This window comes from Streptomyces sp. AM 2-1-1 (assembly GCF_029167645.1).
Taxonomy (GTDB): domain Bacteria; phylum Actinomycetota; class Actinomycetes; order Streptomycetales; family Streptomycetaceae; genus Streptomyces.
The window spans coordinates 4,754,060-4,778,643 of record NZ_CP119147.1; the positions used below are offsets into that span (position 1 = coordinate 4,754,060).

The following is a 24,584-nucleotide window of genomic DNA, read 5'->3' on the forward strand; positions in this document are numbered from 1 at the left end:
GGGAAACATCACGGAGGGCTTCCGGATCCGCAGGGGACGGGGCAGGATGACTAAGTTGGCGGCACTCAGTGCCGCCATTAGGTCCAATGGACGACCCCGAGTGCACTCTCCTGAGCCAAATGGGGGAGGGTGGAGACAGTCAGGGCACCTTGAGACAGTCAGGGCACCTCGAAGAAGAGGCACTACGTCGGTGAGGGATGACGTGAGCGAGCACACCAACAACGCTGTAGTACTGCGGTACGGCGATGACGAGTACACCTACCCGGTGATCAACAGCACCGTCGGGGACAAGGGCTTCGACATCGGGAAGCTGCGGGCCAACACCGGTCTCGTGACGCTGGACAGCGGCTACGGCAACACCGCCGCCTATAAATCCGGCATCACCTACCTCGACGGTGAGCAGGGCATCCTCCGCTACCGCGGGTACCCGATCGAGCAGCTCGCCGAGAGCTCGACCTTCCTTGAGGTCGCGTACACGCTGATCAACGGTGAACTCCCGAAGGTCGACGAACTGTCGACCTTCAAGAACGAGATCACCCAGCACACCCTGCTGCACGAGGACGTCAAGCGGTTCTTCGACGGCTTCCCCCGTGACGCCCACCCGATGGCGATGCTCTCCTCGGTCGTCAGCGCGCTGTCCACCTTCTACCAGGACAGCCACAACCCGTTCGACGAGGAGCAGCGCCACCTCTCGACGATCCGCCTGCTGGCCAAGCTCCCGACCATCGCGGCGTACGCGTACAAGAAGTCGATCGGTCACCCGTTCGTCTACCCGCGCAACGACCTCGGTTACGTCGAGAACTTCCTGCGGATGACCTTCTCGGTCCCCGCCCAGGAGTACGAGCTGGACCCGGTCGTCGTCTCGGCGCTGGACAAGCTGCTCATCCTGCACGCGGACCACGAGCAGAACTGTTCGACCTCCACCGTGCGTCTGGTCGGCTCCTCGCAGGCGAACATGTTCGCCTCGATCTCCGCCGGCATCTCCGCGCTGTGGGGCCCGCTGCACGGCGGCGCCAACCAGTCCGTGCTGGAGATGCTGGAAGGCATCCAGGCCAACGGCGGCGACGTCGACTCCTTCATCCGCAAGGTGAAGAACAAGGAGGACGGCGTCCGCCTGATGGGCTTCGGCCACCGGGTGTACAAGTCCTTCGACCCGCGCGCCAAGATCATCAAGGCTGCCGCGCACGACGTCCTGTCGGCCCTCGGCAAGTCCGACGAGCTGCTCGACATCGCGCTCAAGCTGGAGGAGCACGCGCTCTCCGACGAGTACTTCGTCTCGCGCAACCTCTACCCCAACGTGGACTTCTACACCGGTCTCATCTACCGCGCCATGGGCTTCCCCACCGAGATGTTCACCGTGCTCTTCGCGCTCGGCCGCCTCCCCGGCTGGATCGCCCAGTGGCACGAAATGATCAAGGAGCCGGGATCCCGCATCGGCCGCCCGCGCCAGATCTACACGGGTGAGGTCCTCCGCGACTTCGTCCCGGTCGAGGGCCGCTGACCCGAGCCTTCACAGGTGGCCGGTCGCACTGGTACGGCGCGATGAGCGAGTGAGCCGCGTGGCGCCGTACCCGTAAGGCCCGACGTCGTACCCGGGATACCGGCGCCGCCGTAGGTCCCGTAGTACCCGTCGTACCGCCGCGCCTGCGGCAACCGCACCACCCGCACCACCCGGCCCCCTCCGGCCGACTGCCTTCGCCCCGCGTGCCGCGCCCTCCAGGGAGCGCGGCGTCCGGGGCGATTCGGCGTTCCGGGACGTGCGGGCATCCGGCGATGCGGGGCGGGATCCAGGGGTGGGCGGGGCTTCGGGCGTAGCCCGTGTTCCGGCCGGTACGGCATCGCCGGCACCGTCACAGGTGCCGGGGCGGGGCCGGATGCGGCCCGGAAAGCGAGAAACGCCCCGCCGCCGATCCCCCCACGGGTCGACGGACAGGGCGCTTCCCATATCCCGGAGCGGATTCCCCCCACGGGATCCGGCCGGGCGTCTGCGGGGAGGCCTGACTCCCCTGGTCCTGCTGCGGTCCGCCGGGGTACGTACGGGAGGGCCGCTCAAAGCTCCCCGGTGCACGTGCCCCGGCCAACGCGTGCCGTGAAGCGTCCCCCAAGACACTTCACCGGACGTCCCCCAAGACATCCTTGGCATCGCACTCTAAGACTCACGAACCCATGGAATGGTTACCCTCACATCGATGTGATCTAGATCTCGGTGTGGAAATTACGTGAAGGAGCGCAGGCGCAGGCTGTTCGTCACGACGAACACGGACGAGAACGCCATGGCGGCTCCCGCGATCATCGGGTTGAGCAGGCCGAACGCAGCAAGGGGCAAGGCAGCCACGTTGTACCCGAAGGCCCAGACGAGGTTGCCTCTGATGGTGGACAGCGTACGCCGCGAGAGCCGGATAGCGGCCCCCGTCACCTTGAGATCTCCACGTACCAGTGTGAGATCGCTCGCCTCGATCGCCGCGTCCGTCCCCGTGCCCATCGCGAGCCCCAGATCCGCGGTGGCCAGCGCGGCCGCGTCGTTCACGCCGTCACCCACCATCGCGACGGACCGGCCTTCCGCCTGGAGCCGCCGGACTACCTCCACCTTCTCGTGCGGCAGCACCTCCGCGTAGACCTCGTCGATGCCGACCGCGCGCGCCACGGACTCGGCGACGGCCCGGTTGTCACCGGTCAGCAGCACCGGGTGCAGGCCCAGCCGGCGCAACTCGGCGACCGCATCGGCGCTGCTCTCCTTCACGGTGTCCGCGACCTCCAGCACCGCGCGGACCTCGCCGTCCCATCCGACCACCACCGCCGTACCGCCGGTGGCCCCGGCCAGCGCCGACTCCAGCGCCGGGGGCATCGCCATCCCGGCGTCCACGAGGAGTGCGGGGCGGCCGACGAGGACCGCGCGCCCGTCCACCGTGCCCCGCACGCCCAGCCCGGCGACGTTGCCGAAACCGGTGGGAACGGGCAGGGTGCCCCAGCGCTCGGCAGCCGCGCCGGCCACCGCGCGGGCGACCGGATGTTCGGAGGCGTGCTCCAGTGCCCCGGCCAGCCGCAGCGCCTCGTTCTCGTCGGTCCCGGGAGCGGTGTGGATGGCACGGAGTGTCATCCGCCCGGTGGTGATCGTGCCGGTCTTGTCGAGCACGATCGTGTCGACGCGGCGGGTGCTCTCCAGGACCTCGGGGCCCTTGATCAGGATGCCCAGCTGGGCACCGCGTCCGGTACCGACCATGAGGGCGGTCGGAGTGGCGAGCCCGAGCGCGCAGGGGCAGGCGATGATCAGCACGGCCACGGCGGCCGTGAAGGCGGCCGTCACGTCGTCCGTCACCAGCAGCCACGTCACGAGGGTGGCCACCGCGATCAGGAGCACGACGGGCACGAAGACGGCCGAGATCCGGTCGGCGAGGCGCTGCGCGGCGGCCTTGCCGTTCTGGGCGTCCTCAACCAGCCGGGCCATCCGGGCGAGCTGGGTGTCCGCTCCGACCCGGGTCGCCGCCACGACGAGCCGCCCCGAGACGTTCACCGTGGCGCCGGTGACGGTGTCGCCCGGACCCACGTCGACCGGTACGGACTCCCCGGTGAGCATCGAGGCATCGACGGCGGACCCGCCCTCGGTCACCGTGCCGTCCGTGGCGATCTTCTCACCCGGACGCACGACGAAGCGGTCGCCCACGGTGAGCCGGGCGACCGGGATTCGTATCTCCGTACCGTCCGGACGGAGAACGGCCACGTCCCGGGCTCCGAGGTGCATCAGCGCCCGGAGCGCCGAACCCGCCTTCCGCTTGGACCGCGCCTCCAGGTAGCGGCCGAGGAGGATGAAGGTGACCACCCCGGCGGCGACCTCCAGATAGAGCGCGGAGGACGCGTCGGCGCGGGAGGCCACCAGGTCGAAGCCGTGCCGCATGCCGGGCATGCCGGCGTCACCCAGGAAGAGCGCCCACAGCGACCACCCGAAGGCCGCGAGCGTGCCGACCGAGACCAGGGTGTCCATGGTGGCGGCGCCGTGCCGGAGGTTGGTCCAGGTGGCGCGGTGGAACGGCAGCCCGCCCCAGACGACCACCGGTGCGGCGAGGGTCAGCGAGAGCCACTGCCAGTTGTCGAACTGGAGGGCGGGGACCATCGCGAGTAGGACCACCGGCACGGAGAGCAGCGCCGAGACGGCCAGGCGCTGCCGCAGGGCCGCGAGCGGACCGTCCGCAGTGTCGCTCACCCCGTCCGCGTCGGGACCGGCGTCGGGACCGCCGTGGTCGGCCGGGGCGGACTCGTCCGGTCCCGCGGACCGGACGGCCTCCGGCGAGGGCGGGGGCGGGGGTGGCGAGGCGGTGTAACCGGTCCGCTCGACCGTGGCGACGAGGTCGGCCAGGTCCGTGCCGGGACCGAAGGAGACGCGGGCCTTCTCGGTCGCGTAATTGACGGTGGCGGTGACACCGTCCATCCGGTTCAGCTTCTTCTCGACGCGTGCGGCGCACGAGGCGCAGGTCATGCCGCCGATCGTCAGCTCGGTCTCGGAGACCTCCGCGGCCGGAACCTGGGCGGTGGTGATGCTGGCCATGTCCGAACTCCTGGGAAGAGCACTTCGGGCCGTACCCCACCAGTGTCCGCTGGTGGCGTCCGGCCCGGGGAATCGAAGGGGGAGGGGCCGGCCGCTGCCGTGCGGCCGGCCCGCCGTCCCGCTGGGGTCAGGCCCTGCCGACGTACTCGTAGCCCGCCTCGTCGACGGCGGCGCGTACGGCCTCCTCGGTCAGCGGCGCACGGGAGGAGACGGTCACCTGCCCGGTGGAGGCGACGGCCTTCACCTCGGTCACTCCGTCGATGGCGGAGATCTCCTCCGCGACGGCGCCTTCGCAGTGACCGCAGGTCATGCCCGTCACCTCGTACACCGCGGTGACCGTGTCGATCGCCACGCCGGTGGGAGCGGCACCGTGGTCCGCTCCGGACGAGCAGCAGGAGCCGGCGGCCCGGGGGGTCTCGGTCTGGGCGGTCATGGGCGTTCTCCTCTGATCGGATGCCGCACGGGCGGCGACCCCGGCGGAACCGGCGGTCGGAGCGCCGCGCATCGGCATGCGGACGTTCTCTGCGGGGGGCCGGGTACCCGGTGCGTGTCCGGGAACGGCCCGAAGCCCCCTTGCCTCGCTCTCCAGACTATACCCCTAGGGGGTATCAAGGCGAGCGACTCGCTGCGGGGATGAAACCTCCCGGGGGTGTGTGGTGTGTTCTCTCCTGCTTCCCGGCGGCTTCAAGCTGGGCAACAAGGCTGGCGTGGGCAAGCACGGGGCGCCCGGTCCGTCCTGTGGGGCAAGGAGGTCCGGGACAGGTTCAACGCTCCGGAGCTCAACCTTGCCCGGCCCACCAAGGACGGCACCGTCACTCGACACCGACACCGACACCGACACCGGCGGGTAGGGGAGTGCGCAGGCGATGAGCATGTTCGGGCAGATCCGGGCCAAGGCCCGTGAGAAGGCAGCCACAACCGGCGGCATCGTGATCGACGCCGCGGACGAACTGACCCCCCATGACGCGGAAGCACCCCATCGAGGGACTGGTCATGGGAGATGCCCGAGGCCATCACGGTGGTACGTGAGGTCACACCCCGGTACCCGTCCGCCGCGCACGAAACGTGACCCCGAACAGCTGAACAGGCCCCTCCGGGAGATTCCGGAGTGGCCCGTGTACATGGATGTCCGGGCCGGCTACTGGAGAGACAACCCGTTGGGGTCGGTGAGGCCGGTGGGTTCGGCCCGGAAGGTGGCGGTCCAGACTGTGGGACCGCAGTTTCTGCCGTTGGGGTTCTGTTCCGCCAGGGTCGCCTCGGCGGAGTCGGTGACAGTCTCCTTGCCACCGGCGGTGGTGGTGACGGTGAGCCGTACGGGGACCGGCCCGGGCCCGTCCGCGTCGGGGAGCGGGACCGACAAGGAGCTGAACGGCCGGTCCAGGCCTCCGGACCGGCGCTGCTCACAGACTTTGCCCACACAGAGACGCAAGGTGGCCGCGTCCGCTGCGCCGAAGTCAGCGGCGCGCCAGAGCAGGGAGACCTCGGACTTCGCGTCGAGGAGGGTGCACGGCTCGTCCTCGCTCAGCGAACAGCCCGTCAGAAGCGACGCCGCGAGCAGGGCGGAGAAGGTGATTCTCTTCATCTCGGTACCTCGCCACCAGTCCGGGGAGCGCGCTGTCGGCCGGCCCGATGTCAGTGAAGATCATTTCGCACGGATCGAACAGGACGGCACTGTGGTCGCCGCCCCCACCGCCTCCGCTCGAGACGATGCCCTTGGCGGAGGCGCGACCGGAGCTGTCCGCAGTGTAGACGGGGCCCTCGGAGTCACCCCCGATCAAGCACGCTCCGGAGGTCTTTGGGGCGACGACCATGGAAAGCACGCTTCGACGCACGAAAGGCGTCCCGGCACGAAGACCTGGCCGACGGCGTACGCGGCCCCGCGGAACTCGCGCAGTGGGAACGCATCGACCAGGTGGGCGCGGCGCCGATGAGCTCCAGGCGCTGCGCGAACCCGGCGCCCGGGAGCAGACCGAGCCCCGCCGGTCCTCGCGCACGCCGCGCTGCTCGCCGAACTCGCCCACCTGGTCCCCGGCGCCGACGCCGACGAGCCGGCACTCGTGGCCCGGCTCGCCATCGGCGAGCCGGAAGCCGCCGGTGCGCTCGCCACGTTCCTCGCTCGTGTCGAAGGAACTCAGGCATGAGCGACGGTTGAAGCTGCGAGCTGCCCCCTGATGTCCCGTCTCAAAGAATTTGGTCCGAGGGTCGGGTGGTGACCTGCGGCGACCGGACCGGTTCGTTCGAGACGCCCTGCGAGGCGGTTTCTCGGACGATGGGGTTCGGCGCTCGTGGATGCCGAACCTGCTGTCAATCGATCTGGGCCGCCCCTCGTACCGTGGGCGGTGCCTGATCCACTACCTGCCCACGAACTGAAAACTGATGAGGAAAGCAATGGGCGCTCTGACCGACTACTTCCGAGCGGTTGACGCGGCATCGGTCGTGGAGGAGCTCAAGCGGGCGGATGGTGGGTCCCCGCTCAGCGCAGGGCCCCCCGTCGTCGATGGGGTGGAGACCAAGCACGTGGATCCGACCGTTGTCCTGGCGATGCTGATCGCTGCCATCCGGCAGGTCCGGTGGCGGGTGGACCTGGTCGAGGTGGTGATCCTGTGGCCGACCTCCCCGGTGCCCGGCCCTGACGGCATCGAGGACGAGAACGACCCGTGGGTGACGGGACCGTGGGTATCCGAACTCAGTCCCCCGGTACGGGACACTCTGGCGGCTGTACGCGACTCCGAAGTGCCGACCATCGTCGCCAGGTGGGTCCAAGCGGAGGAGCTGCACGGAGCGCGCGTCCAAGACATGCAGCCGGTGGCTGAAGAACTCATCCGCCTCGCGAGGAGGGCCCTTGAAGCCGACGAGCAGCTCTACTGCTGGATGTGTCTGTGAGGTGGTCCAGCCTGGAGGTCCGATCGGCACTCGGCGAGCCAGGGCGTTTGAGACGAAGGGCGAAACGGACCGGATCACTTGAGACGGGAACCAGATCCTTCGGGACGGGGCACCTGACCAGTCGGGACACCTGTCACGGTGACGGTGTCCTGCGACACCGACGTTTGACTGATCGTCAGCGACGTGGGACTGATCGTCAACGACGTTGGACCGGTCGTCAGCGACGTTGGACCGGTCGGGCGGCCATCCCGAGCCGTACCTTTCTTCGCGCTCGGTAGCGCTTCATCCGCCTGTGCTTCCGCACCCCCCTGTTCCCGATCCTGCTGCTGCCCTCGCCCCGTTGCCGCTGTCGGCCGGGATCGCGGGGCCGGGAGGCGGAGGGGGAGAGGGCGCGCAGGGCGGCCGAAAAGTTCCCACGGCCCGGGGGTGGTGCCGGCCTGCGGCGAGGGCTCCTGGATCTCCGGGGCAGAGGGAGGCGAGAGGACTGGGGCCGGAGCGTGGAGAACCGCCGATGGGCGGGCGGGCCGCGCGCCGGACGCGGGCACGGCGGGCGGGATCGCCCACGCCCGCGGTCCCCGACCGAGTCGGGGCCCGGAGGGCGTGTCGGGAACGCGTGGCAGTCGTTGGTGGTGCATGTCGTCGCACCTTTTGGGCTGTTCCAAGGCATATGCCAACGCGCCGCGGTCGTGCCGTGCCGCGCGGTCAGGCGGGGCCGCAGCCGCGCGAAAGGTGGTTCGCCTCGTCCAGCAGGGGCCTCAGGTAGCGGAACATCACCGTCTTGAGCTCGCGGGCGTACGCCTCCCGCTCCTCGTCCTCGTGCGCCAGGATCAGGTCGATCCCGCCCTTGAACAGCTGGAAGACCATGGTGGCGACGCGCTGTATCTGTGCGGCGGGAAGCTCCGGCAGGTAGCCGGCGAGCAACGCCTTCACGCGGGTGAACATCGCGTCGTGGACGAGATCGTGCTTCTCGGTGAGGCGGCCGGGCGCCTCACCGCCCAGCATGAGCACGCAGAACGCCGGATTCTCGGTGTTGAAGGCGATCAGTGGATCGAGCGCCCGGTCGAGCATCCGGTCCAGGGCGAGTTCGGTGTGGCTCTGGGTGATGGCCTCGCCGTACGTCTCCTGCCACCGGTGCAGGAGGCGGTCGCCGAGCTCGACGGCGATCGCCTCCTTGTTGGGGAAGAACTGGTAGAGCGTGCCGGGCGAGACGCCCGCCTCGCGGGCGATGGCGTTGGTGCTGGCGGCGGTGTAGCCCTGGGTGCGGAACACGTCGGCGGCGGCGGCGAGCAACTGGGCGATCCGGGCCTCGCCCCGCGCCTGGCGGCGGCGGGGGCGCGGGGTGCTCCGGTCCGCGTCCGGCCGGGCGGAGGAGCCCGTGCTGTGGGGCGCGCTCCCGGTCGGCGTCCCGGATCCTCCCGGCGCCGCGGGATCGCCGGGCCTCCCGGACCCTCCTTGTGCAGAGGGATTCGCCGGGGCTCCGGGCTCGTCCGGGGTGCCGCTCCGCTCCGGCCCCGTCGGCGAGGGCGCTCCGGTCGGGGCCGCGTTCTCCGCTCCCGCTGCGGCGATCCGCTCGGGTCCGGCCTCAGACATGGTTCATCCCCAGCCCTCCTGAGAGTGATTGACAAACACGAGCGAGTGCTCGCATTCTTGAGAAACGCGAGCGACCACTCGTGTTTGCCAGTCTACGTGGCAATGGCTGATCCGTGCTGCCCAAGCAGTCCGGGTCCAGTGGAGGGGGCGCCGCACCATGCCTGACGTCAAGGGCCCGCAGCGGCTCGGTGGCTGGACCCGTCTCGTGACGGCGCGCCCTCGGCTCGCCCTGCTGGCGGCGCTCGTTCTCACCGCCCTCGCGGTCTTCGCGGGGAGCGGCGTGGGCGACCGGATGGCCGGCGGGGGCTGGGAGGCCCCGGACGCCGAATCGACCTGGACGACCCGGGTGCTGGAGCGGGAGTTCCCCGCCTCGCAGCCCAATCTCCTGCTGCTGATCGACAGCGGGAGCGCCTCGGTCGACGATCCGGCGGTGGCGGCCGAGGCTTCCCGCCTCACCGACCGCCTGTCCGCCGAGGCGGGAATCACCGGCGTCGGCTCCTACTGGCAGACCTCCGCACCCGGCCTGCGTGCCCGGGACGGACACGAGGCGCTGATCGCCGCCCGCATCACGGGCGAGGAGAAGGACGCCGGAGAGACGCTCGACCGGATCACCCCCCTCTTCGAAGGGGAGCGCGGGCCGGTGAAGGTCTCGGTCGGCGGTCCGGTCGCCGTGCGCCACGAGATGCAGTCGATCATCCAGGAGGACCTGCTGAGGGCGGAGTTGGTCGCCCTGCCGGTCACCCTCGTCCTGCTGGTGATGGTCTTCGGCAGCGCGGTGGCGGCCCTGCTCCCTCTCGGCGTGGGCATCGTCGCGATCCTGGGGACCAACGCCGTGCTGCGTGGCATCACGGAGCTGACCGAGGTCTCCGTCTTCGCCCAGAACCTCACGACCGCCCTCGGGCTCGGCCTCGCCGTCGACTACGCCCTGTTCATCGTGCGCCGCTTCCGCGAGGAGATGGCAGCCGGCGCCGACCCCCGCTCGGCGGTCGGCACCACCCTCCGTACGGCGGGGCGCACGGTGCTCTTCTCCGCGCTCACCGTCGCGGTCTCGCTCTCGGCGATGCTCGTCTTCCCCCAGTACTTCCTGCGTTCCTTCGCCTACGCCGGAATCGCCGTGGTGCTCCTGGCCGCGGCGGCGGCCCTCGTGCTGCTGCCGGCCGCGCTGATACTGCTCGGCCCCCGGGTCAACGCCCTGGACCTGAGGCGGTCGTTGAGCCGCCGGAGGCGCCCCCGGGCCGCCCGGCCCGCGGCGGACGGCCGGGGATGGGCCCGTCTCGCCACCCTGGTGATGCGCCGCGCCCCTGTGTTCGCCCTGGTCACCACGGCCGCCCTCGTCCTGCTGGGGCTGCCCTTCCTCGGCGTGAAGTTCGGTACGGCCGACGACCGGCAACTACCCGCCGACGCCGGGTCCCGCGTGGTGCAGGACCACATCCGCGAGGGGTTCCCGGGCGCCCCGGGCGGTGGCCTCACCCTGCTCGCCCAGGGATCCGCCGACACCGCCCAGTACGCCGCCCTCCGCGAGCGGATCGCCGCCACGGACGGGGTGGCGCGGATCGACGGGCCGGTGACGAAGGGCGAGTTCACCGCCTACGGAGTGGTGCCCGAGGGCGAGGCCGTTGGACCCGGAGCCCAGCGGCTCGTCCACGACCTCCGTGCGCTCGACGCGCCCGTCGCCACCTCGGTGACCGGGCCGGCGGCCGTGCTCGACGACTCCAAGAGCGCCATCGCCGACCGGCTCCCGTGGGCCATCGGCATCATCGTGGTGGTGACCCTGCTCCTGGTCTTCCTGCTCACCGGGAGCGTGGTGATTCCCGTCCAGGCCATGGTGCTCAACGCCCTCAGCCTGACGGCGATGTTCGGCGCGGTCGTCTGGGTCTTCCAGGACGGTCACCTCTCCGGCCCGCTCTCCTTCACCAGCACCGGCGACATCGAGACCACCCTGCCCGTGCTCATGTTCTGCGTCGCCTTCGGACTCTCGATGGACTACGGCGTCTTCCTGCTCTCCCGCATCAAGGAAGAGCACGACCGCAGCGCCGACCACGAGGGCTCCATCGTCTTCGGGCTGCGCCAGACCGGCGGACTCATCTCGGCGGCCGCAGTGATCCTCGCCGTGGTGATGGTCGCCATAGGGATTTCGCGGGTGACCAACACCAAGATGCTCGGACTCGGGATCGCCCTGGCCGTGCTGATGGACGCCATGGTGGTGCGCAGTCTGCTGGTGCCCGCGGTCATGAAGGTGATGGGCCGGGCCACCTGGTGGGCGCCGGCCCCGTTGCGCGCCTTCCACCGCAGATTCGGCCTCAGCGAGGGAGAGCCGGCCCCCCAGCCGGTACCGGTACCGGTAGTACCCCGCCCGCACCGCGCCGGGGAACGGGCGGCGCGGTGACACCCGCGGCCGTCCCGGCCGGGTAGCAGTCCCGTGCGCCGGCCGAGACCAGCGGCTGACATCGGCGGCGCCTCTCCGGCCCTCCCAGGACCCCAGCCCTCGTGTACCGGCCCCGGGGGCGACCCCAGGCGACCCCAGGCGACTCCGGGCGGCTTCGGGCGGAAGGGGACACGGCCGGGTTGGTGAGCCGTTACCGTCCCTCGGGACACACGGCACGACGGACCAGCGCGGGCCGTGCGCGACCGGAGGGCGGGACATGAGGGCAGTGGTGTTCGAGGAGTTCGGGCAGGAGGCGCGGGTGTGCGAGGTGCCCGATCCGGTCCCCGCCGCGCTGGGGGTGGTGGTCCGGGTCGAGGCGACCGGACTCTGCCGCAGCGACTGGCACGGCTGGAGAGGACACGACGACGGCATCACCCTCCCGCACGTTCCCGGCCACGAACTCGCCGGCACGATCGAGGCGGTTGGAAGCGGTGTCGCCCACTGGCGTCCCGGCGACCGGGTCACCGTCCCGTTCGTCTGCGCCTGCGGCCGGTGCGAAGCCTGCGCCGCCGGGGCGCAGCAAGTGTGCGAGCGCCAGACCCAACCGGGCTTCACCCACTGGGGCTCGTTCGCCGAGTACGTCGCACTGGACCACGCCGACGTCAACCTGGTGGCCGTGCCCGAGGAACTCTCCTTCGCCACGGCGGCGGCGCTGGGCTGCCGATTCGCCACGGCGTTCCGCGCGGTGGTCGGACAGGGCCGCGTCGCGCCGGGGGAGTGGGTCGCGGTGCACGGCTGCGGAGGGCTGGGGCTCTCCGCCGTGATGATCGCGGTGGCCGCCGGAGCGAGGGTGGTGGCCGTGGACGTGTCGGCCGCCGCGCTCCGCCGGGCGGAGTCGTTCGGAGCCGCCGCGTGCGTGGACGCCTCGGCCCACCCGGAGGGCGCGGACGCCGCTGTCCGCGAACTCACCGGCGGCGGTGCGCACCTCTCGCTGGACGCCCTCGGGTCGCCGGTCACCTGCGCCGCGTCCGTGCGGAGCCTGCGCCGGCGGGGACGCCACGTGCAGGTCGGACTGCTGCCCCCGGCGGCCGGGGACCCGGCCGTCCCGATGGCACGTGTGATCGCCTGGGAGCTGGAGATCCTCGGCAGCCACGGAATGGCGGCCCACGACTACCCGCCGATGATGGAGCGGATCCGGACAGGAGCCCTGCGCCCTCACCTCCTGGTCACCTCCACCATCGGCCTCGCCGAGGCCCCGGCGGCGCTCGCCGCGATGGGCACCGCCCCGGGAGCCGGCGGTGTCACGATCATCGAACCGTAGAGCGCGCGACGGACGGGCGCCCGGTGGGACGGCCGCCCGGTGAGCGGGTGATCAGGTGCTGGGCAGCCGCTCGACGCTCCGGGCGCGGCGGTGCCGGCGGTTGCTGGGCCGGCAGGCGACCCAATGGCGGACGGTGTCGGCGAACCAGTACGGTCGGCCACCTTCCACCCGGTCCGGCTCCGGAAGGAAGCCGTGTTTACGGTACGAGCGCACGGTGTCCGGCAGGACCCGGATGTGCGCGGCGATGTCCTTGTAGGACCAGAGCGTGCTGTCCGTCATCGAGTGTCGCCTCTCTGCACGTTGCCGCACCGCGACGGCGACGAACGCCTGGGGGACGCCGCGGTGCACCGGCTGACGATCAGTCAGTGGTGATCTGACGAACGACCGGGAGGCCCCGATGCGGAGCCCTGTCGAGCATCTGTGACGCAAGTCGTACAGAACTGGTACATCGGCGACGAAGGGGTTGCGTCCCGTCGAGCGCCGCACGGACCATCCCGTATCGGCCGTCCGCCCACGCCCCCGGCCGGGCCGCCCCCTCTGACCCGCGGGGAGCCCTGACGCTCCGACCGTGACGCGGCATCGGCGTACGCCGCGCTCCCGGTCCCGCGACACGACGGGCAGGTGCGCACGACCTCGGGGTGGCCGCGCCCGGGGTCGGGGCCGGACCCGGCCCGGACCCGACTCCGGCCCGACTCCGACCCGGCCCGACCCGACTGGGGCCCGACCCGACCGACCCGACCCGGCCCGTCAGGAGTCCGGCAGGCCCACGGCATGGACGAACGCCTCGGCGAAGGCGTCGCACATCTCGTCCACGGAGGGGATGTCGAGATCGTGGACGAGTTCCAGGGCCGGGCGGAGCAGGAGGTGCATGAGCAGAGGGTTCGACATCTGGTGGATGAGGGCGATGAGCGGCAGGTCGCGGATGCGGCCCGCCGCGACCTCCGAGGCCAGCCACGTGCCGATGCTCGCGTAGAGGCGCGGAACCATGTGGCGTGCGAGGGCCTGTGTCGCGTCGTCCCCCGGCCGCGCCAGAACCTCGGCGAGGATCGCGGGGAGGACCCGGGGTTCGAGGCCGACGGCCTCCGAGAGGTGCGCGTAGATGCGACGGACCGTGGACCGCAGGTCTCCGGGGCCGGTCGCCAGGATGGCCTCGATGTTCACGAACGGCCCGTACCGCTCGAAGATGGCCTGCATCATCCCGTCGCGGCCCCCGAACGTGGCGTAGAGGCTGTGCACCGAGCATTCGGCCGCCGCGGCGACGCGTTCGAGCGAGAGGGCGCCCAGCCCGTTGTCGCTGATGAGCGCCGCTCCGGCCTCGACGGCACGTTCGCGCACGGGCTTCTGGCCGCCCGGGTCGACACCGGCGGCTCGGACCGCTTCGTCGAGTGCGTGCCGGGCGCCTCCGAGGCGGCGGAGCAGGGTGCTGCGGGAGATGCCGGCCTCGGCGGCGATGGCCTGCATCGACACGTCGGCGACGGCGACCCCGCGCGTACGCGCTGCGCGGAGAGCCGCCTCGACCAGGTCGGACGGCACCGCGGAAGGCGGCCGGACTTCATCGTTTGACACATGCATCAATGTACCTTGTATTCTTGTATCAGAACCTGCGACGGGCGCATGCGGCCCTCGGCCCCGCCCCACTCCATGCTCCCGCCCGGCTTCACCCTCCCGCGCCACTCCCCGCTTCCGCCCCGCCCCATCGCTCCGTTCCACCCCACCGCTCCGGCCGTTCCGTTCCGTTCCGTTCCGTTCCGTTCCGTTCCGTTCCGTTCCGTTCCGTTCCACCCCATGCTCCCGCTCCCGCGCCGTTTCCCGTCGGCGCCTCACCCCCTGCTCCCGCCCGGTCCCAGTCTTCCGCCGAGCCGCACGCGGGGTGCTCCGTCCCACGACGGATGCGTCCAGCCCTTTCCGCGGCAGAACGCGGCGCCCGCGTCGCTGCCTGCCGGCGGTCCACCGACCGGCCCCTCGCAAGGAATTCCGCCATGACACAGCACACCACCCACCCGGAGTCCACCGGCCAGGGCCGCAAACTGGCGGTCGTCGTCGTCGGCCTGGCCGCCCTCGTGATCCTCATGCTCTGCGCCTTCGCCCTGCCCTCGGTGAACAGTGGTCCGCACGACCTGCCCGTCGGGGTCACCGGCTCCGCGCAGGCCACCGCCGCGGTGGAGCACGCCCTCGCGGGCGACGAGTGGGACGTCACCACCTACGACGACGAGGCGGCTTTGAAGTCCGCCATGAAGGACCGTGACGTCATGGGCGGCTTCGCCCTGACCCCGGGACACCTCACCGTGTACACGGCGACCGCCGGCGGTACCCAGCCCACCGCCGCCGTCACGGCGCTCGCCCACGGGATGGCGGAACAGCAGCGGGCCGAGGTCACGGTCACCGACCTGGAGCCGTTCCCGGCCGACGACCCGAAGGGCGCCGGCTTCTCGGCCGCCGCGTTCCCCATGATCTTCGGCGGCATGATCCCCGCGGTGCTCCTCACGCGTCTCTTCCCCGGCCACTTCGGACTCCGTCGCCGCCTCACCGGAGGTGTCGCCTTCGCCCTGGTGGCCGGCTTCGCCGTCACGGCCTTCCTCCAGTTCGGGACCGGCTCCCTCGACGGCGACTACCTGCTCAGCGGTCTCGGCATGTCCCTGGGCATGGCGGCACTGGTGATGACCCTCCTCGGCCTCGAAGCGCTCCTCGGCATGGCCGGTTTCGGCCTCGGCGCGGTCGTCGTGATGCTGCTCGGCAACCCCCTCTCCGGACTCGCCAGCGGGCCGCACTGGCTGCCCGGCGGATGGGCCACGCTCGGCCAGATCCTCCCGCCCGGCGCGTCCGGGAGCCTGCTGCGCGCCAACGCGTTCTTCGACGGCACCGGCGCGGGCACACCCGCCCTCGTCCTCGGCTGCTGGGCCGTCTTCGGCCTCGCGCTGATGGTGATCGCGGACCGCCGCGGCCCCAGGACCGCAGCGGCCGAACCGGGGACGCGGGCGCAGCTCGTACGACCTGCGCGAGCGGAGCGACCGGTGGGGACCGGGGCCGGGCGTCAGGACGACGGCGGCGCGCCGCAGGACCTGAGGTAGGCGCGCGTGCGGCGGGCGATCGGCAGCGGGGCGTCGGGGTCGCAGGGGTACATGTCCTGCTCGACGATGGCGAAGAGGTCGGTGGAGAGTGCCCGCGCCGCGTCGAGCACCGGTTCCAGCGCCGGTACTCCGCGCGGCGGCTCGCACATGACCCCGCGCGCGACGGCCGGCCCGAAGGGCACCTCCTGTGCGATCACCTCCGCCAGGACCGCGGGATCGACCTGCTTCAGGTGGAGGTAGCCGATCCGCTCCCCGTAGGTCCGCAGCAGGTCCACGCTGTCCCCGCCGCAGTAGGCGTAGTGCCCCGTGTCCAGGCAGAGGGAGACCAGGTCCGGGTCGGTGGCGTCGAGGAAGCGGTGGACGTTCTCCTCGCTGTCGATGTGGGTGTCGGCGTGCGGGTGGACGACGATCCGCAGGCCGTACCGCTCCCGCACCTCCCGGCCGAGCCGCTCGGTCTGGGTGGTGAGTTCGCGCCACTGCGCGGGGGTGAGGACACGGTCCTCGAGCACCTCGCCCGTCTTGTCGTCGCGCCAGAACGACGGGATGACGACCAGGTGTTCGGCACCCATCGCCCGGGTCAGTCCGGCGATGCCGGCCACGTGCGCCCAGGTGCGTTCCCACACGTCCGGCCCGTGGTGCAGCCCCGTGAACACCGTCCCGGCCGAGACCGAGAGCCCTCTGCGGCGGGTCTCGTCGGCGAGCCGGGCGGGATCGGTGGGCAGATAGCCGTACGGGCCGAGTTCGATCCACTCGTAACCGGCCGCCGCCACCTCGTCCAGGAAGCGCTGCCAGGGCACCTGCCGGGGATCGTCGGGGAACCAGACGCCCCAGGAGTCGGGTGCCGAGCCGATGCGGATACGGGAAGGGGCGGGTGCGGAACGGGTCATATCGGCCACCCTCGGCCCCTGTCCCGGTGGAGTCAAGGCCGCGTCCGCATGTCCGGTCCCCTTGTTGACGGCGCTTCGGGGTAGGACGGTGTCGAGGGGCAGGACGGTGTCGCGAAGCAGGCCGAGCGGCGACACGCACGGGCCCGGTCCCGGGCCGTCGGGTCCGGCCGGCGGAAGGGACGCGTATGCCTGAGCCGTACGACCTCATCACCATGGGGCGGATCGGAGTGGACATCTACCCGCTGCGGACGGGGGTGTCGCTCGCGCGGGTCGACACCTTCGGCAAGTTCCTCGGGGGCTCGCCCTCCAACGTGGCGGTGGCGGGTGCCCGGCTCGGACTGCGCAGCGCCGTCATCACCCGTACCGGACGGGACCCCTTCGGCGGGTATCTGCGGGAGCAACTGCGGGAGTTCGGAGTCGACGACCGGTGGGTGGGCGAAGTCACCGCCTACCCGACCCCCGTGACCTTCTGCGAACTCTTCCCGCCCGACGACTTCCCCCTCTACTTCTACCGCCTGCCCAAGGCACCCGATCTGGAGATCCACCCGGACGAACTCGACCTCGACGCGGTGCGCGCCGCCCGGATCTTCTGGGTCACCGGCACCGGCCTGAGCGCCGAGCCCAGCCGCACCGCGACCCTGGCCGCCCTGGAGGCCCGTGCGGGCCGCCCCCCGGCGTCCGGCGCACCGGAACACCGGCCGGTCACCGTCTTCGACCTCGACTGGCGGCCGATGTTCTGGGAGGACGGCGACGCGCACACCGAAGCGCCCCGCCGCTACCGCGAGGCGCTCGCGCTCGCCACCGTCGCCGTCGGGAACCTCGACGAGTGCGCCGTCGCCACCGGCGAACGCGAGCCGTACGCCGCCGCCCGCGCCCTGCTCGACGCCGGGGTCGAACTGGCCGTCGTCAAGCAGGGGCCGGCGGGGGTGCTCGCCGTCCACCGCGACGGTACGGTCGCCGAGGTGCCCCCGCTCCCCGTACGGGTCGTCAACGGACTCGGCGCGGGGGACGCGTTCGGCGGGGCGCTCTGCCACGGGCTGCTCGCCGGATGGGAGACCGAACGCGTGATGCGGTACGCCAACGCCGCCGGGGCCATCGTCGCCTCCCGGCTCGCCTGTTCGTCCGCGATGCCCTTCCCGGCCGAGGTGGAAGAGGCCCTCGCCCGCGGGGAGGTGGTGCCGGAGGGGCCCGTGGCCGGCCCCCCGGGCGGGTCCGCCGGACCGTTCCCCACCGTCGCCGCGGCGGGCACCCCGTGAGCCCCGCCCCCGAACCGCGCACCCGAGGAGAACACGCCCCCGGCCTCCGCCCGCCCGAGCCGGCCCGAGCCCCCGCCGCCTCCTCCCTCGCCGATCTCGTACGGCTGCGCGCGGAGCACCCGGAGGCGATCGAGGAGGCCGGGGCACGCAGGCACCGCAGGCCGCTCTCCCGCCCCGGCGAACAACTGCTCATCCTCGCCGCCGACCATCCGGCACGCGGCGCGCTCGCCGTGGGCGGCCGGGCGCTCGCCATGGCGCACCGCTACGAACTCCTGGAACGGCTCTGCCTCGCCCTCTCCCGCCCCGGTGTCGACGGCGTGCTCGCCACCGCGGACATCGTCGACGACCTGCTGCTGCTCGGCGCCCTGGAGGACAAGGTGGTCATGGGGTCGCTGAACAGGGGCGGCCTCGCCGGTGCCGCCTTCGAACTCGACGACCGCTTCACCGGCTTCCGCCCGCTCGACCTCGCCCGGCGGCGCTTCGACGCGGGCAAACTGCTGCTGCGCATCGATCACGACGACCCGGGTTCGCTCGACACCCTGCACACCGCCGCCCGCACCATCGACGCGATGGCGGCCCACCGGCTGCCCGTCTTCGTCGAACCCTTCCTCTGCCACCGGGAGGACGGCCGCCTCCGCACCGACCTCTCCATCCCCGCCGTCACCACCTCCATCGCCGTCGCCTCCGGGCTCGCCGGCTCGTCCGCGTACACCTGGCTGAAGGTCCCCGTCACCGAGCGCCCCGAGGACATGGCGCGGGTGATGGAGACCTCCACCCTGCCCGCCGTGCTGCTCGGCGGCGAGGTCGGCGACGACCTGGACGGGGCGTACGAGAAATGGCGGGGCGCCCTGCGGCTGCCGACCGTACGCGGGCTGGTGGTGGGCCGGGCTCTCCTCTACCCGCCGGACGGCGACGTCGCACGGGCCGTCGACACGGCGGCCGGACTGCTCCGGACCACCGGGACGGGGGAGGCCACCGGGACGGGGGAGGCCACCGGGACGGGGGAGGCCACCGGGACGGGGGAGGCCACCGGGACGAGGGAGACCACCTGGACGAGGGAGACCACCGGGACGACCGCACCTCCACGGCGGGAGCACGACGGCGAAAGCGAGCGACCATGACGACGCACCGGACACCGGCCCAGCCGCAACCGGCACAACCGGCACAACCGGCACAACTGGCACAACCGGAACAGCCGGACCGGGCGCCGCACCCGCCCGACGGGCCGCCCCGTCGCCTCCACCTGCGGGGTGGCCCCGAAGACGCCCCGTACGCCCTGGACATCGGTCCCGAGCGGGCGGGGTGGGAGTACGCGAGTCTCCGGGTGCTCGATCTTCCGCCGGGCGGTGTTCACACACTCGTCACCGGGGAGAGCGAATGGATCGTACTGCCGTTGACCGGCGGCTGTACGGTGCACACGGCAGGTGACATCTTTGAACTCATCGGCCGTGAGAGCGTGTTCAGCGGTGCGGCCGACTTCGCGTACCTACCGCGCGATGCCACCGCACAGATCTCCTCCGGCGCGGGGGGCCGCTTCGCCCTGGCAGGAGCGAAGTGCGAGCGACAGCTCCCCGCTCGCTACGGTCCCGCGTCGGAGGTTCCCGTCGAACTGCGCGGATCCGGCACCTGCGCCCGGCAGGTCAACAACTTCGCCGCCGCCGACACCTTCCCCTGCGACCGGCTGATCGCCGTCGAAGTCCTCACCCCCGCCGGCAACTGGTCCTCCTACCCGCCGCACAAGCACGACGAGGCGGAACCCGGTACCGAATCGGTCCTGGAGGAGATCTACTACTTCGAACTGGAACACGGGGGCCCCGGCTACCACCGGGTCTCCCCGTCGCGCCCCGGCGGTGCGGACGTGCTCGCCGAGGTACGCGGCGGGGACGCCGTCCTCGTCCCGGACGGCTGGCACGGCCCCTCCATCGCGCCCCCCGAGGGCGCCCTCTACTACCTCAACGTGATGGCCGGGCCGGACGAGGAACGCGCCTGGCTGATCCGCGACCACCCCGACCACGCCTGGATCCGGGACACCTGGCCCGGCCGGCCGGCCGACCCCCGGCTCCCGCTGTACACCGCCCCGGACCCGGAGGACCCCAGGTGACCGTCCGTCTGACCACCGCCCAGGCCCTGATCGCCTTCCTCGCCCGGCAGTACACCGAACGCGACGGACACCGGCAACGGCTGATCGGCGCCACCTGGGGCATCTTCGGCCACGGCAACGTCGCCGGCGTCGGCCAGGCGCTGCTGGAAGCCGGCCCCCGCATGCCCTACCTCCAGGGGCGCAACGAACAGGCCATGGTGCACGCGGCGGTCGGCTACGCCCGCCAGTCCGGCCGCCTCACCGCCCACGCCGTCACCACCTCCATCGGCCCCGGCGCCACCAACCTCGTCACCGGCGCCGCCCTCGCCACCGTCAACCATCTGCCCGTCCTCCTCCTCCCGGGGGACACCTTCGCCACCCGTCCCGCCGACCCCGTGCTCCAGCAGCTCGAAACCCCTTACGCCGGTGACGTGTCGGTCAACGACTGCCTGCGCCCGGTCTCCCGGTACTTCGACCGGATCACCCGACCCGAGGCGCTGATCCCGGCCGTCCTCCAGGCCGTACGGACCCTCACCGACCCGGTCTCCACCGGCGCGGTCACCCTCGCGCTGCCGCAGGACGTCCAGACCGAGGCGTACGACTGGCCCGATGAGTTCCTCGCGGAGCGGGTCTGGCACGTGCGCCGCCCCGCCCCCGACCCGTACGAGCTGGAACAGGCGGTCCGGGCGGTGCGCGCGGCCCGGCGTCCGCTGATCGTCGCGGGCGGCGGGGTACGGCACAGCGCCGCCGAGGCAGCCCTCGCGGCGTTCGCCGCCACCACCGGCATTCCCGTCGCCACCACCCAGGCGGGCAAGGGGGCCCTGCGCCACGACCACCCGCAGGACGTCGGCGGCATCGGCCACACCGGCACCGCCACCGCCGACGGACTCGCCCGCGAGGCCGACCTGGTGATCGGCGTCGGTACCCGCTGGACCGACTTCTCCACGGCCTCCGGCACCCTCTTCCCCGATCCCGCGACCCGCTTCGTCAACCTCAACGTCACCGGCTTCGACGCCCACAAGCAGGCCGCCCTCCCGCTCGTCGCGGACGCCCGCGCCGGCCTCGACGCCCTCGGCGAGGCGCTGGCCGCCCCCGCCCACCGGGTGGAGCCCGGGTACGAGCACGCGTACACGGAGGCGAAGGCCCGCTGGGAGGCCCGGGTGGACGCCGCCTTCGCCGCCCCGGACGCCGACGCCGTGCCCACCCAGACCCAGGTCCTCGGCCTCCTCGACGCCCTGGTCACCGACGACGACATCCTGATCAACGCGGCCGGCTCGCTCCCCGGTGATCTGCACCGGTTGTGGCGGGCCCGCTCCCCGCGGCAGTACCACGTCGAGTACGGCTACTCCTGCATGGGATACGAGATCCCGGCGGCCGTCGGCGTCCAGCTCGCCGCCCCCGACCGCCCCGTCTGGGCGCTCGTCGGCGACGGCACCTACCTGATGAACCCGACCGAGATCGTCACTGCCGTGCAGGAGCGGCTCCCGGTCAAGCTCGTCGTGCTCGACAACCACGGGTACGCCTCCATCGGCGGGCTCTCCGCGGCCGTCGGCGGCGAGCGCTACGGCACCGACTACCGCCACCGGGACACCGAGGGGGCGTTCACCGGTGACCCGCTCCCCCTGGACCTCGCCGCCAACGCCGCCTCCCTCGGCATGCGGTCCCTGCGCGCCCGCACCGTGGGCGAACTCCGCGCCGCGCTCGCCGAGGCCCGCGCCGCGGACCACCCCGTCTGCGTCCACGTCACCCTCGCCGCGCCCACCGCGCCCGGCGACGGCGCGGGCCCTCCCGGGCCCCAGGCGTGGTGGGACGTGCCCGTGGCCGAGACGGCCCGCCGCCCGGCGGCGGTGGAGGCCCGCGAGGAGTACGACCGGCGGCGGGCGGCCCGCCGCCGCCGTCTCTGAAACCACCCCCGGCTCTCCGTCCCCCGCCAGCCTCCCGGAGCCCGCACCTCCCGCGCTCGCCGCCCCCTCCCCCCGCAACTACCGCGAAGACAGCCACCCCTGACGTACGTTCAAGCTCCCCGCAGTCCGAAGGAGACCGGCATGACCAGGACCGTGCACCACTGGATCGGTGGCAAGACCGTCGAGGGCACGTCGGGCATCTACGGCCCGGTCACCGACCCCGCGACCGGAGCCGTCACCACGCGCGTCGCCTTCGCCTCCGCCGAGGAGGTGGACGCGGCGGTCACCACCGCCCGCGACGCCTTCGCGACCTGGGGCATCTCCTCGCTCTCCAGCCGCACCGCGGTCCTCTTCCGCTACCGCGCGCTGCTCGACGGGCACCGCGACGAGATCGCCGCCCTCATCACCGCCGAGCACGGCAAGGTGCACTCCGACGCGCTGGGCGAGGTGGCCCGCGGGCTGGAGATCGTCGAGCTGGCGTGCGGCATCACCACCCAGCTCAGGGGCGAGCTCTCCACCCAGGTCTCCGGCGGGGTGGACGTCTCCTCGATCCGTCAGCCGGTGGGCGTGGTGGCCGGGATCACCCCGTTCAACTTCCCGGCGATGGTGCCGATGTGGATGTTCCCGCTCGCCATCGCCTGCGGCAACACCTTCGTCCTCAAGCCCAGCGAGAAGGACCCGTCCGCCGCGGTGCTGCTCGCCGAACTGGCCGCCGCGGCCGGGCTCCCGGACGGGGTGCTGAACGTCGTGCACGGTGACCGGATCGCGGTCGAGGCGCTGCTCACCCACCCGGACGTGGCCGCCGTGTCCTTCGTCGGTTCCACCCCGATCGCCCGACACATCCACGCCACCGCCTCCGCGCACGGCAAGCGCGTCCAGGCGCTCGGCGGCGCGAAGAACCACATGCTGGTACTGCCCGACGCGGACGTGGACGCCGCCGCCGACGCCGCGGTCTCGGCCGCGTACGGCTCCGCCGGCGAGCGGTGCATGGCGATCTCCGCGGTCGTCGCGGTCGGTGCGATCGGGGACGACCTCGTGGCCCGCATCAAGGACCGGGCCGAGAGGATCACCATCGGCCCCGGCACCGACCCGGCTTCCGAGATGGGCCCGCTGATCACCGCAGCCCACCGCGACAAGGTCGCCGCCTACGTCACCGGCGCCGCCGCGCAGGGGGCCGAGGTCGTACTCGACGGCACCGGCCTCACCGTGGAGGGTCACGAGGACGGCCACTGGATCGGCATCTCGCTGCTGGACCGGGTCGCGACCGACTCCGACGCGTACCGGGACGAGATCTTCGGCCCGGTCCTCTGCGTCCTGCGCGTCGACACGTACGAGGAGGGCGTCGCCCTGATGAACGCCTCCCCGTACGGCAACGGCACCGCGATCTTCACCCGCGACGGCGGTGCCGCCCGCCGCTTCCAGCTGGAGATCCAGGCCGGCATGGTCGGCGTCAACGTGCCGATCCCGGTCCCGGTCGGCTACCACTCGTTCGGTGGCTGGAAGGACTCCCTCTTCGGCGACCACCACATCTACGGCACCGACGGCGTGCGCTTCTACACGCGCGGCAAAGTGATCACCACCCGCTGGCCCGACCCGGCCGACGCCCCGTCCGGCGTCGACCTCGGCTTCCCGCGCAACCACTGACCCAGGTACGCGAGAAGCGGGCGGCGCCTCGCGGCTGGATTGCCGCGGGGCGCCGCCCGCTCGTGTTCCGCTCAGCCCCGCCCGGTCAGCGCGCGCCTGCCCGGGCTGTGCCGTACCACCTCGTCACCCGGTGGGGCCCGGCCCCTCCGGTGCCCTCAGCGGCGGTGGTCGCGGTCGTGCCCGCGGTTGTCGTCGTGGCCGTGCCCGCGGTTGTCGTCGTGGCCGCGGCCGTGGCCACGGTGGTCGTCACGGTCGTGCCCGCGGTGGTCGTCACGGCCACCGCGGTGGCCCCAGGCCTTCTGGTCGATCTTCCTGCCGCGGGCGTCGCGCAGCGTGGCGGTGTCGCTGTTGTCCCAGACGTAGTTCTCGCGGTCCTGGAAGACGTCCGTGCGGGAGTCGCGGCCCACACCGGTGTGGACCCGCACCGACGAACGGCCCGCGAGACGCAGGTCGAAGCGGTAGGTGCGGCGGCTCTCGTCGGTGAGCGTCCAGCCGCGCAGGTTCACGGCCTGACGGGAGGTGTTGGTGACGGTCACCCACTCGTCGTTCAGCGAACGGTTCGAGCGGTTGTCACGGCCCGGGCTGTCGTACTGGATCTGGCCCAGGACGATCGAGGAGCGCGGGGCGGGCTGGACGCGGTCGTGTCCGCGGCCGTGACCGTCCGCGGCGGCCGGCAGCGCGGCGGCCGCCAGCAGGGCGCCGGAGGCGAGGACAGTAGCGGTGATCCGTCGTGCGGTGCGGGACATGGAACCCCTCGGTACGGGCCCGGACGGCGAGGTCCGGGCGGTTCTCGGCCCCGGCGTTCGCTGCCGGGAGCACAGACTCTGTCCGGGTTCGCCGATGGCCGGAAGTCGCTCCAGAGCGCGGTTACAGAGCGCAGACATTTCCGTTATGAACGGATGTAGCAGGCACTTGCCGCATTCGTCGGGAGCCTGTCAAATGGTGCGCAATGCATCCACCCTTGTGCGGCAAGGGAGAGATCGACGCCGCGCGTCTCCCGCCACACTTTGCGCCACCTTGTGCGCTCGCTGTGAAGAAGATGGAGG

General features: G+C 72.2%; 18 protein-coding genes. 10 read left to right on the forward strand and 8 right to left on the reverse strand.

The window, feature by feature from the left end:
• Nucleotides 1-202: 202 nt before the first annotated feature.
• A complete protein-coding gene (locus PZB77_RS20825; protein WP_275494130.1) occupies nucleotides 203-1,501 on the forward strand; it encodes a citrate synthase in 1,299 nt (432 codons plus the stop codon).
• 714 nt (nucleotides 1,502-2,215) lie between these two features.
• Here PZB77_RS20825 and PZB77_RS20830 read toward each other — a convergent pair.
• From PZB77_RS20830 to PZB77_RS20840, 3 genes are all read right to left on the reverse strand, one after another.
• The gene (locus PZB77_RS20830) at nucleotides 2,216-4,540 is read right to left on the reverse strand and encodes a heavy metal translocating P-type ATPase (protein WP_275494131.1); all 2,325 of its coding nucleotides are present in this window, start codon (nucleotides 4,538-4,540) and stop codon (nucleotides 2,216-2,218) included.
• Nucleotides 4,541-4,667: 127 nt separating this feature from the next.
• Nucleotides 4,668-4,973, reverse strand: coding sequence for a heavy-metal-associated domain-containing protein (locus tag PZB77_RS20835; RefSeq protein WP_275494132.1), 306 nt, complete (start codon nucleotides 4,971-4,973; stop codon nucleotides 4,668-4,670).
• 705 nt (nucleotides 4,974-5,678) lie between these two features.
• Entirely contained in the window at nucleotides 5,679-6,122 is a 444-nt protein-coding gene (locus PZB77_RS20840) for a hypothetical protein (RefSeq protein WP_275494133.1), read from the reverse strand.
• Between the two features lie 806 nt (nucleotides 6,123-6,928).
• Here PZB77_RS20840 and PZB77_RS20845 point away from each other — a divergent pair.
• The gene (locus PZB77_RS20845; RefSeq protein WP_275494134.1) at nucleotides 6,929-7,423 is read left to right on the forward strand and encodes a hypothetical protein; all 495 of its coding nucleotides are present in this window, start codon (nucleotides 6,929-6,931) and stop codon (nucleotides 7,421-7,423) included.
• Nucleotides 7,424-8,125: 702 nt separating this feature from the next.
• Here PZB77_RS20845 and PZB77_RS20850 read toward each other — a convergent pair.
• The gene (locus PZB77_RS20850) at nucleotides 8,126-9,013 is read right to left on the reverse strand and encodes a TetR family transcriptional regulator (RefSeq protein ID WP_275494135.1); all 888 of its coding nucleotides are present in this window, start codon (nucleotides 9,011-9,013) and stop codon (nucleotides 8,126-8,128) included.
• Nucleotides 9,014-9,170: 157 nt separating this feature from the next.
• Between PZB77_RS20850 and PZB77_RS20855 the strand changes: the two genes are divergently transcribed.
• Together PZB77_RS20855 and PZB77_RS20860 are read left to right on the forward strand one after the other, a co-directional pair.
• Nucleotides 9,171-11,399 (forward strand): MMPL family transporter, encoded by a 2,229-nt coding sequence (locus tag PZB77_RS20855; protein ID WP_275494136.1) that lies wholly within the window; start codon nucleotides 9,171-9,173, stop codon nucleotides 11,397-11,399.
• Nucleotides 11,400-11,655: 256 nt separating this feature from the next.
• Nucleotides 11,656-12,699, forward strand: coding sequence for a zinc-dependent alcohol dehydrogenase family protein (locus PZB77_RS20860; protein WP_275494137.1), 1,044 nt, complete (start codon nucleotides 11,656-11,658; stop codon nucleotides 12,697-12,699).
• Nucleotides 12,700-12,750: 51 nt separating this feature from the next.
• Here PZB77_RS20860 and PZB77_RS20865 read toward each other — a convergent pair whose 3' ends face one another.
• Nucleotides 12,751-12,978 carry a MarR family transcriptional regulator gene (locus tag PZB77_RS20865; protein WP_275494138.1) on the reverse strand — a complete coding sequence of 76 codons (228 nt, stop codon included), beginning with the start codon at nucleotides 12,976-12,978 and terminating at the stop codon, nucleotides 12,751-12,753.
• A 468-nt stretch (nucleotides 12,979-13,446) separates the two neighbouring features.
• Nucleotides 13,447-14,265, reverse strand: coding sequence for a TetR/AcrR family transcriptional regulator (locus tag PZB77_RS20870; RefSeq protein WP_275494139.1), 819 nt, complete (start codon nucleotides 14,263-14,265; stop codon nucleotides 13,447-13,449).
• Nucleotides 14,266-14,678: 413 nt separating this feature from the next.
• Here PZB77_RS20870 and PZB77_RS20875 point away from each other — a divergent pair, with 413 nt between their 5' ends.
• Nucleotides 14,679-15,767 (forward strand): hypothetical protein, encoded by a 1,089-nt coding sequence (locus PZB77_RS20875; protein WP_275494140.1) that lies wholly within the window; start codon nucleotides 14,679-14,681, stop codon nucleotides 15,765-15,767.
• On the opposite strand, the gene PZB77_RS20880 is transcribed toward PZB77_RS20875, so the two are convergent.
• Nucleotides 15,731-16,654, reverse strand: coding sequence for a sugar phosphate isomerase/epimerase (locus tag PZB77_RS20880; RefSeq protein ID WP_275494141.1), 924 nt, complete (start codon nucleotides 16,652-16,654; stop codon nucleotides 15,731-15,733). The genes PZB77_RS20875 and PZB77_RS20880 overlap by 37 nt on opposite strands.
• A gap of 185 nt (nucleotides 16,655-16,839) precedes the next feature.
• On the opposite strand from PZB77_RS20880, the gene iolC reads away from it, so the two are divergent.
• The 5 genes from iolC to PZB77_RS20905 all read left to right on the forward strand — a co-directional run bounded on the left by iolC (nucleotide 16,840) and on the right by PZB77_RS20905 (nucleotide 23,538).
• On the forward strand, nucleotides 16,840-17,910 hold the full coding sequence (gene iolC, locus PZB77_RS20885; RefSeq protein WP_275494142.1) for a 5-dehydro-2-deoxygluconokinase: 1,071 nt from the start codon (nucleotides 16,840-16,842) through the stop codon (nucleotides 17,908-17,910).
• 104 nt (nucleotides 17,911-18,014) lie between these two features.
• Nucleotides 18,015-19,031 carry a deoxyribose-phosphate aldolase gene (locus PZB77_RS20890; RefSeq protein WP_343299906.1) on the forward strand — a complete coding sequence of 339 codons (1,017 nt, stop codon included), beginning with the start codon at nucleotides 18,015-18,017 and terminating at the stop codon, nucleotides 19,029-19,031.
• Nucleotides 19,032-19,153: 122 nt separating this feature from the next.
• Nucleotides 19,154-20,011 carry a 5-deoxy-glucuronate isomerase gene (gene iolB / locus PZB77_RS20895; protein ID WP_275496148.1) on the forward strand — a complete coding sequence of 286 codons (858 nt, stop codon included), beginning with the start codon at nucleotides 19,154-19,156 and terminating at the stop codon, nucleotides 20,009-20,011.
• Complete coding sequence (gene iolD, locus PZB77_RS20900; protein WP_275494143.1) at nucleotides 20,008-21,894, forward strand: 3D-(3,5/4)-trihydroxycyclohexane-1,2-dione acylhydrolase (decyclizing); 1,887 nt, start codon at nucleotides 20,008-20,010, stop codon at nucleotides 21,892-21,894. The genes iolB and iolD overlap by 4 nt, the downstream gene beginning before the upstream one ends.
• Nucleotides 21,895-22,035: 141 nt before the next feature.
• A complete protein-coding gene (locus PZB77_RS20905; RefSeq protein ID WP_275494144.1) occupies nucleotides 22,036-23,538 on the forward strand; it encodes a CoA-acylating methylmalonate-semialdehyde dehydrogenase in 1,503 nt (500 codons plus the stop codon).
• 155 nt (nucleotides 23,539-23,693) lie between these two features.
• Here the strand turns inward: PZB77_RS20905 and PZB77_RS20910 are convergent, their stop codons facing one another.
• Nucleotides 23,694-24,284 carry a lamin tail domain-containing protein gene (locus tag PZB77_RS20910; protein ID WP_275494145.1) on the reverse strand — a complete coding sequence of 197 codons (591 nt, stop codon included), beginning with the start codon at nucleotides 24,282-24,284 and terminating at the stop codon, nucleotides 23,694-23,696.
• Nucleotides 24,285-24,584 lie beyond the last annotated feature (300 nt).

What these genes read in the sequence shown, in the direction of transcription:
- PZB77_RS20845 (WP_275494134.1), top strand. Translation starts at nt 6,929, where the DNA reads ATGGGCGCTCTGACCGACTACTTCCGAGCGGTTGACGCGGCATCGGTC.
- PZB77_RS20855 (WP_275494136.1), top strand. Translation starts at nt 9,171, where the DNA reads ATGCCTGACGTCAAGGGCCCGCAGCGGCTCGGTGGCTGGACCCGTCTC.
- PZB77_RS20830 (WP_275494131.1), bottom strand. Translation starts at nt 4,540, where the DNA reads ATGGCCAGCATCACCACCGCCCAGGTTCCGGCCGCGGAGGTCTCCGAG.
- PZB77_RS20880 (WP_275494141.1), bottom strand. Translation starts at nt 16,654, where the DNA reads ATGACCCGTTCCGCACCCGCCCCTTCCCGTATCCGCATCGGCTCGGCA.
- PZB77_RS20840 (WP_275494133.1), bottom strand. Translation starts at nt 6,122, where the DNA reads ATGAAGAGAATCACCTTCTCCGCCCTGCTCGCGGCGTCGCTTCTGACG.
- PZB77_RS20860 (WP_275494137.1), top strand. Translation starts at nt 11,656, where the DNA reads ATGAGGGCAGTGGTGTTCGAGGAGTTCGGGCAGGAGGCGCGGGTGTGC.
- PZB77_RS20835 (WP_275494132.1), bottom strand. Translation starts at nt 4,973, where the DNA reads ATGACCGCCCAGACCGAGACCCCCCGGGCCGCCGGCTCCTGCTGCTCG.
- PZB77_RS20875 (WP_275494140.1), top strand. Translation starts at nt 14,679, where the DNA reads ATGACACAGCACACCACCCACCCGGAGTCCACCGGCCAGGGCCGCAAA.
- PZB77_RS20850 (WP_275494135.1), bottom strand. Translation starts at nt 9,013, where the DNA reads ATGTCTGAGGCCGGACCCGAGCGGATCGCCGCAGCGGGAGCGGAGAAC.
- PZB77_RS20910 (WP_275494145.1), bottom strand. Translation starts at nt 24,284, where the DNA reads ATGTCCCGCACCGCACGACGGATCACCGCTACTGTCCTCGCCTCCGGC.
- PZB77_RS20905 (WP_275494144.1), top strand. Translation starts at nt 22,036, where the DNA reads ATGACCAGGACCGTGCACCACTGGATCGGTGGCAAGACCGTCGAGGGC.
- iolC (WP_275494142.1), top strand. Translation starts at nt 16,840, where the DNA reads ATGCCTGAGCCGTACGACCTCATCACCATGGGGCGGATCGGAGTGGAC.
- PZB77_RS20865 (WP_275494138.1), bottom strand. Translation starts at nt 12,978, where the DNA reads ATGACGGACAGCACGCTCTGGTCCTACAAGGACATCGCCGCGCACATC.